Source organism: Streptomyces sp. NPDC057424 (assembly GCF_042803315.1).
Taxonomy (GTDB): Bacteria; Actinomycetota; Actinomycetes; order Streptomycetales; family Streptomycetaceae; genus Streptomyces.
The window spans coordinates 55,409-62,734 of the sequence record NZ_JBHVCP010000027.1 but is presented as its reverse complement, the minus strand read 5'-3'; the positions used below and the strand labels follow the sequence as shown (position 1 = coordinate 62,734).

Sequence of the window (7,326 nt, the reverse complement as noted above, 5' to 3'; positions counted from 1 at the left end):
GCCTAGCACGCCGCCCTCTCAAGGCGGTAGCGCCGGTTCGAATCCGGTCGGGGGTACGTACCACAAGAGGCCCTCCACTGCGGTGGAGGGCCTCTTGGCATCCGGCCTCAGGCCTCAGGCGCGGAACTCCCGATGGTCATGGCGCCTGGTGGGAGAAAAGCCTGCCGCGGCGTTGAGGCGAGCTCTCCCCGAAGACGATCAAGTCGCGTCAGCCGGTGCGCCGCAACGCCTCGGAAAGGCGCCCCGCCGCATCGATCACGGCCTGTGCGTGCATACGGCCCGGATGCCGCGTCAGCCGCTCGATCGGCCCGGAGACGGACACCGCGGCCACCACCCGGTTCGACGGCCCCCGCACCGGCGCGGACACGGACGCGACGCCCGGCTCCCGCTCACCGATCGACTGCGCCCAGCCCCGCCGCCGCACACCCGACAGCGCCGTCGCCGTGAAGCGCGCCCCCTGCAGACCCCGGTGCAGCCGCTCCGGCTCCTCCCAGGCCATCAGGATCTGCGCCGAGGAGCCGGCCTTCATCGTGAGCGTCGAACCGACCGGGACCGTGTCCCGAAGGCCCGACAGACGCTCCGCCGCGGCGACACAGATGCGCATGTCACCCTGGCGGCGATAGAGCTGCGCGCTCTCGCCCGTGATGTCACGAAGGTGTGTGAGCACCGGGCCGGCGGTGGCGAGGAGACGGTCCTCACCCGCGGCCGCGGCAAGTTCTGCCAGGCGAGGGCCGAGAATGAATCGGCCCTGCATGTCGCGCGCCACCATGCGGTGGTGCTCCAGGGCCACGGCCAGGCGGTGGGCCGTGGGTCGTGCCAGTCCGGTGGCACCGACCAGACCCGCGAGGGTGGCCGGACCGGACTCCAGAGCGCTCAGGACGAGGGCCGCCTTGTCCAGAACGCCGACGCCGCTACTGTTGTCCATGAAACGATACTTGCGTCTCACTCTGTGAAACGCAAGTTCAAATTTCCGTGGAACGCGCCACCCTGGAATCACGAAGTCACAACGGCCCGTGACGTAAGGGCCTGGTGGTGTGTGCCCGGAAACAGGGGTACGGGCACCGCCTCCTCAAGATCTCTAGTTGGGTCGGCGGACCGTCGTCGGCCGGAGGGAACAGCGATGGGTAGGACACTCGCGGAGAAAGTCTGGGACGACCATGTCGTCCGGCGCGCGGAGGGCGAGCCCGACCTTCTCTTCATCGATCTGCACCTGCTGCACGAGGTGACCAGCCCGCAGGCCTTCGACGGCCTGCGCAAGAGCGGCCGCACCGTGCGGCGCCTCGACCTCACCATCGCGACCGAGGACCACAACACCCCCACCCTCGACATCGACAAGCCGATCGCGGACCCGGTCTCCCGGATCCAGCTGGAGACGCTGCGCAAGAACGCCGCCGACTTCGGCGTGCGACTGCACCCGCTGGGCGACGTCGAGCAGGGTGTCGTGCACGTCGTGGGCCCGCAGCTGGGCCTGACCCAGCCCGGCACCACCGTGGTCTGCGGTGACTCGCACACCTCCACGCACGGCGCCTTCGGCGCGCTGGCGTTCGGTATCGGCACCTCCCAGGTGGAGCACGTGCTGGCCACCCAGACGCTGCCGATGTCCCGCCCGAAGACCATGGCGATCACGGTCGACGGCGAACTGCCCGAGGGCGTCACCGCCAAGGACCTGATCCTGGCGATCATCGCCAGGATCGGCACCGGAGGCGGCCAGGGCTACGTCCTGGAATACCGCGGCGAGGCCATCGAGAAGCTCTCGATGGAGGCCCGCATGACCATCTGCAACATGTCGATCGAGGCCGGCGCCCGCGCGGGCATGATCGCCCCGGACGAGACCACCTTCGACTACCTCAAGGGCCGCCCGCACGCCCCCGAGGGCGAGGACTGGGACGCCGCCGTCGCGTACTGGAAGACGCTGAGGACGGACGAGGACGCCGAGTTCGACGCCGAGGTCGTCATCGACGCCGCCGAGCTGGCGCCGTTCGTCACCTGGGGCACCAACCCGGGCCAGGGCGCACCCCTTTCGGCGTCCGTCCCCGATCCCGCTTCGTACGAAGACGCTTCGGAGCGCTACGCCGCCGAAAAGGCCCTGGAGTACATGGGGTTGGAGGCCGGACAGCCGCTGCGCTCCATCAAGGTGGACACCGTCTTCGTAGGCTCCTGCACCAACGGCCGCATCGAGGACCTGCGCGCCGCCGCCGAACTCGTGAAGGGCCGCAAAGTCGCCGACGGCGTACGGATGCTGGTCGTCCCGGGCTCCGCGCGCGTCGGCCTGCAGGCCGTCTCCGAAGGGCTGGACGTCGTCTTCAAGGAGGCCGGCGCCGAGTGGCGGCACGCGGGCTGCTCGATGTGCCTGGGCATGAACCCCGACCAGCTGGCCCCGGGTGAGCGCTCGGCGTCCACCTCCAACCGCAACTTCGAGGGGCGGCAGGGCAAGGGCGGCCGTACACATCTGGTCTCGCCGCAGGTCGCGGCGGCGACCGCCGTGCTGGGCCACCTGGCCTCCCCGGCCGACCTGTCCGACGCCGAGACCCGTACGCCCGCTGGAGTCTGATCAGTCATGGAAGCATTCACCACCCACACCGGCCGGGCCGTCCCGCTGCGCCGCAGCAACGTCGACACCGACCAGATCATCCCCGCCCACTGGCTCAAGAAGGTCACGCGTGACGGGTTCGAGGACGGGCTGTTCGAGGCCTGGCGCAAGGACGAGACGTTCATCCTCAACCAGCCCGAGCGGCAGGGCGCCACGGTGCTGGTCGCCGGACCCGACTTCGGCACCGGCTCCTCCCGTGAGCACGCCGTCTGGGCACTGCAGAACTACGGCTTCAAGGCCGTGATCTCCTCCCGCTTCGCCGACATCTTCCGCGGCAACTCGCTGAAGAACGGCCTGCTCACGGTCGTTCTGGAGCAGCAGACCGTGGACGCGCTGTGGGAGCTCACCGAGAACGACCCGCAGGCCGAGATCACCGTCGACCTGGAGAGCCGCGAGGTCCGCGCCGAGGGCATCACCGCTTCCTTCGAGCTCGACGAGAACTCCCGCTGGCGGCTGCTGAACGGCCTGGACGACATCTCGATCACCCTGCGGAACGAGGCGGACATCGCCGCCTACGAGGCGAAGCGCCCTGCGTTCAAGCCGCGGACGCTCCCGGTCTGATCCCAGGCACGATCCACCGCCTTGGAGCAAGGCGACTTTCGGCCACCGCGACACTCCCTCTGTACCCCCGATCGGCCCGATCGGGGGTACAGCTGTGTCTGCACCCGAACGGCCCTGCCCACCCACTGTCCGGCTGCCAACTTCCCACGTTAAACGGGTGGTTGCTGGGGTACGCGAGTGGTACAGCCGCGACCTCCACGTGTGCCTGGAAGGCCGTTTGAGGCGTTAGTTGTCCCCTGGGCAGGCGACAACTCGCCCCAGATGGCACAATCTGTGCATGGAACACGACGGCCAACTCGAGCTCTATGCGGCAGTCGCGGGCCAACTCAAGGAAGCGCACACAAGAGTGCGCGCACTGCAAGTCCCGGAGGGCGTACGGATGGCGCTGACCCGGAAGCTGCTGGTCATTACGGCCGCGGCCAAACATGATCTCGCCGACGCGGCAAGGCGGCTGGAGCGGTTCACCGCGGACCTCGACGAGGGACGTCTCCCCGACGAGGAACGCTGAACACCTCTTACGTCGTCGAGTTCGTTGCGGCACAAGGGTGATAAGCCCGTTTCGTGTTTGATTTGCGGTATATATCTGCCTAACGTGCGAAAAAGCTTGAACACTTTGGTTCTGGCGATGTCTCCGAAGGGGAAGACGTGAACAAGGCGCAGCTCGTAGAAGCGATTGCCGACAAGATGGGCGGCCGCCAGCAGGCCGCCGACGCTGTCGACCATGTACTGGACGCCATCGTCCGCGCGGTCGTCTCGGGTGAGCGGGTCTCGGTCACCGGCTTCGGTTCGTTCGAGAAGGTCGACCGCCCGGCCCGGTACGCCCGCAACCCCCAGACGGGCGAGCGGGTTCGGGTCAAGAAGACCTCCGTTCCGCGCTTCCGCGCCGGTCAGGGCTTCAAGGACCTGGTCAGCGGCTCGAAGAAGCTCCCGCGTGGCGGCGAGGTCTCCGTCAAGAAGGCCCCGAAGGGCAGCCTGACCGGCGGTGCCGGAGCGACGGTCAAGAAGGCCGCCGCGAAGAAGGCGACCGCGAAGTCGGCCGCCGCGAAGAAGACCACCGCCAAGAAGGCGACGGCGAAGAAGGCCACCACGAAGACCGCGGCCGCGAAGAAGACCACCGCGAAGAAGGCGCCCGCCAAGAAGACCACGGCGACGTCCAAGACCACCGCCGCGAAGAAGACCACCGCGAAGAAGGCCCCGGCCAAGAAGGCGCCCGCCAAGAAGTCGACGGCGCGCAAGACCACCGCCAAGAAGACCACCGCCCGCAAGAAGTAAGGGCGCTGGGGTACTCACGCGCCGGGCCGGACTCCGCATGGAGTCCGGCCCGCGGCGTGTTCAGCCCGTGGTCAGAGGGTCTGCAGGGTCACCAGGGTGATCCGCGGGGCGTCTGTCGCGCCCTCCACCTCGATACGGACCCGCTGGCCCGGGCGCAGCAGCCTGAGACCGCCGGCGTCGAACGCGGCCGCGTCGAAGGGCACCGGGGTGCCGTCGTCCAGGAGCACCTGCCCGCTGCGGCTTTCGGGGTCGTACGTGTACGCGGTCGCCTGCATGGCCGCAGCCTACTGCCCGGGTATCAGCAACCGCGCGGCGGCCGCGGCCGTATGAGGGCCGACCCCCAGGGCCAGCGCGCTGCGCAGGTCGTCGCCGGTGTCCACGTCCTGGCGCACGGAATCCACCGTGGCGAGGGGTAGTTCCACGGCGCCGGAGGCGCGGTGCCGGGCCCGGGAATCCGTGCCGAAGGCCGGGCGCAATTCACGGCCCGGGGCGGCGGTCAGGAGGGTCGTGCCGATTGCGGCCGCGTCCGGGAGAAATGCACGCGGGAATTCAGCGGCGGCATCGAGTACCCGGGACAATTCCGAGGGCCGCAGGGCCGGAAGATCGGCGTTGAGCGCGGCCACCGCACGGGCCGGGCGGGCGGACCGTACGGCCCGCGTCGCGTGTGCGAGGGCGGCGTTGAGGCCGCCGCCCGGCTCGTCGGGAATGATCGCGGCGCCCAGTGCGGCCAGCTCGCGGCCCGCCCGGGCGTCGTCCGTGACGACTGCCACATCCCCTACCGCCGGGCAGGCCAGGGCGGCCGCCACGGTGTCCTGGGCGAAGGCCAGCGCCAGGTCCGGCCGCAGCCCGTCGTCCGCGGTGTCCGCAAGCCTGCTCTTGGCCTGGGCCAGGGGCTTCAGGGGTACGACCAGGGTCCACTGCACGGGTGTTCCGTCCTCCTCTTGTCGCCGTCATTGTCACCCGGGGCATCGGGATGGCGTCGTGCCGGGGCGTACGGTGTTCTCGACAGACCGGCGGCCTGGGGCGACACTTGTGCGGCCCCCCGTGGCCCCGGCTTCAGGCCCTAGAGGAAGGTGTCCGCGTGCCCCGCCGCAGAATCGGCTTCTGGTACCGCTTCGCCGCGGTGATCTGCAAACCGCCGCTGGTGGTTCTGCTCAGGCGGGACTGGCGTGGAATGGAGCACATTCCGGCAGAGGGTGGATTTATCACCGCGGTGAACCATAATTCGCACATCGACCCCTTCGCTTACGCGCACTTTCAGTACAACACCGGGCGCGTCCCGCGATTCCTCGCAAAGAGCGGGCTCTTCAAGAAGGGATTCGTCGGCGCCGCGATGCGGGGCACCGGGCAGATCCCCGTCTACCGCGAGAGCACGGACGCGCTGAGCGCCTTCCGGGCCGCGATCGAAGCCGTGGACCGCGGGGAATGCGTCGCCTTCTATCCCGAGGGCACCCTCACCCGCGACCCGGACGGCTGGCCCATGACCGGCAAGACCGGGGCCGCGCGGGTCGCCCTGCAGACCAAGTGCCCGGTGATCCCCGTCGCCCAGTGGGGCTGCAACGAGGTGCTGCCGCCGTACGCGAAGAAGCCGCATCTGCTGCCGCGCAAGACGCACCGCGTGCTCGCCGGTCCGCCCGTGGACCTCGCGCGGTTCTACGACCGGGAGATGACCGCGGACCTGCTCAAGGAGGCCACGGAGGTCATCATGGCCGCCGTGACCGCCCAGCTGGAGCAGATCCGCGGCGAGAAGGCGCCGGAGAGGCCGTACGACCCGCGCCGGGAGCGGATCGAGCAGCGGCGCCGCACGCAGACACAGACGCAGGTGCATCAGAAGTCCGGGCAGACCGTGCAGGAAGAGGGGCTGGGCAAGTGAGCAAGCCGGTCAAGGCGGCGGTCCTGAGCGCCGGTTCGTGGGGTACGGCCTTCGGCATGGTGCTCGCCGACGCGGGGTGCGAGGTCACCCTGTGGGCGCGCCGCCCGGAGGTCGTGGAGGCGATCAACTCCACGCGGACCAATCCCGACTACTTCCCGGGCGTCGAGCTCCCGGAGAACGTGCGGGCCACCACCGATCCCGCGCAGGCCGCCGCGGACGCCGATTTCACGGTCCTGTCGGTCCCCTCGCAGACCCTGCGCGGCAACCTCGCCGAGTGGAGCCCGCTGCTGGCCCCGAACACGGTCCTGGTGTCGCTGATGAAGGGCGTGGAACTCGGCTCCGCGATGCGGATGAGCGAGGTCATCGACGACGTCGCCAAGGTCGGCCCGGACCGGATCGCCGTGGTGACCGGGCCCAACCTGGCCCGGGAGATCGCCGCGCGAATGCCGGCCGCGGCCGTGGTCGCCTGCACCGACGAGGCCGTCGTCCAGCGGCTCCAGGCCGCCTGCCACACGCCGTACTTCCGCCCGTACACCAACACGGACGTGGTGGGCTGCGAACTGGGCGGAGCCGTGAAGAACGTCATCGGCCTCGCCGTGGGCATCGCGGACGGCATGGGCCTCGGTGACAACGCCAAGGGCTCCCTCATCACCCGCGGCCTCGCCGAGACCACCCGGCTCGGTATGGCGCTCGGCGCCGACCCGCTGACCTTCTCCGGCCTCGCGGGCCTGGGCGACCTGGTGGCCACCTGCTCCTCGCCGCTGTCGCGCAACCACACCTTCGGTACCAACCTCGGCAAGGGCATGACCCTGCAGGAGACCATCGCGGTCACCAAGCAGACCGCCGAGGGCGTCAAGTCCTGCGAGTCGGTGCTGGATCTGGCCCGCAGGCACGGCGTCGACATGCCGATCACGGAGACGGTCGTCGGCATCGTGCACGAGGGCAAGCCCCCGGTGGTGGCCCTCAAGGAGCTGATGTCGCGCAGCGCGAAGCCCGAACGACGCTGAGCGAAACGAGGCCGGCGGCGCTT

Annotated in this window: 9 protein-coding genes; 6 read left to right on the top strand and 3 right to left on the bottom strand. The window is 69.7% G+C overall.

Going from position 1 to position 7,326, the window contains the following annotated elements; translation table 11 throughout:
- Positions 1 to 208: 208 nt before the first annotated feature.
- The gene (ndgR, locus tag ACFU3E_RS21890; RefSeq protein WP_003993203.1) at positions 209 to 925 is read right to left on the bottom strand and encodes an IclR family transcriptional regulator NdgR; all 717 of its coding nucleotides are present in this window, start codon (positions 923 to 925) and stop codon (positions 209 to 211) included.
- A gap of 195 nt (positions 926 to 1,120) precedes the next feature.
- On the opposite strand from ndgR, the gene leuC reads away from it, so the two are divergent.
- From leuC to ACFU3E_RS21870, 4 genes are all read left to right on the top strand, one after another.
- Entirely contained in the window at positions 1,121 to 2,551 is a 1,431-nt protein-coding gene (leuC, locus tag ACFU3E_RS21885) for a 3-isopropylmalate dehydratase large subunit (protein ID WP_384160608.1), read from the top strand.
- Between the two features lie 6 nt (positions 2,552 to 2,557).
- Positions 2,558 to 3,151: a 3-isopropylmalate dehydratase small subunit gene (leuD, locus tag ACFU3E_RS21880; RefSeq protein WP_384160606.1), complete on the top strand. Its 594-nt coding sequence runs from the start codon at positions 2,558 to 2,560 to the stop codon at positions 3,149 to 3,151.
- A gap of 277 nt (positions 3,152 to 3,428) precedes the next feature.
- Positions 3,429 to 3,659, top strand: a complete 231-nt coding sequence (locus ACFU3E_RS21875) for a hypothetical protein (protein WP_248507222.1) — start codon at positions 3,429 to 3,431, stop codon at positions 3,657 to 3,659.
- 137 nt (positions 3,660 to 3,796) lie between these two features.
- Positions 3,797 to 4,423: an HU family DNA-binding protein gene (locus ACFU3E_RS21870; RefSeq protein WP_384160602.1), complete on the top strand. Its 627-nt coding sequence runs from the start codon at positions 3,797 to 3,799 to the stop codon at positions 4,421 to 4,423.
- A 71-nt stretch (positions 4,424 to 4,494) separates the two neighbouring features.
- Here ACFU3E_RS21870 and ACFU3E_RS21865 read toward each other — a convergent pair whose 3' ends face one another.
- A complete protein-coding gene (locus ACFU3E_RS21865) occupies positions 4,495 to 4,698 on the bottom strand; it encodes a hypothetical protein (protein ID WP_361923808.1) in 204 nt (67 codons plus the stop codon).
- Positions 4,699 to 4,707: 9 nt separating this feature from the next.
- Positions 4,708 to 5,346 carry a 2-phospho-L-lactate guanylyltransferase gene (cofC, locus tag ACFU3E_RS21860; RefSeq protein ID WP_384160598.1) on the bottom strand — a complete coding sequence of 213 codons (639 nt, stop codon included), beginning with the start codon at positions 5,344 to 5,346 and terminating at the stop codon, positions 4,708 to 4,710.
- A 158-nt stretch (positions 5,347 to 5,504) separates the two neighbouring features.
- Here cofC and ACFU3E_RS21855 point away from each other — a divergent pair, with 158 nt between their 5' ends.
- Together ACFU3E_RS21855 and ACFU3E_RS21850 are read left to right on the top strand one after the other, a co-directional pair.
- Entirely contained in the window at positions 5,505 to 6,296 is a 792-nt protein-coding gene (locus ACFU3E_RS21855; protein WP_384160595.1) for a lysophospholipid acyltransferase family protein, read from the top strand.
- Positions 6,293 to 7,303: an NAD(P)H-dependent glycerol-3-phosphate dehydrogenase gene (locus ACFU3E_RS21850; RefSeq protein WP_384160592.1), complete on the top strand. Its 1,011-nt coding sequence runs from the start codon at positions 6,293 to 6,295 to the stop codon at positions 7,301 to 7,303. The genes ACFU3E_RS21855 and ACFU3E_RS21850 overlap by 4 nt, the downstream gene beginning before the upstream one ends.
- Positions 7,304 to 7,326 lie beyond the last annotated feature (23 nt).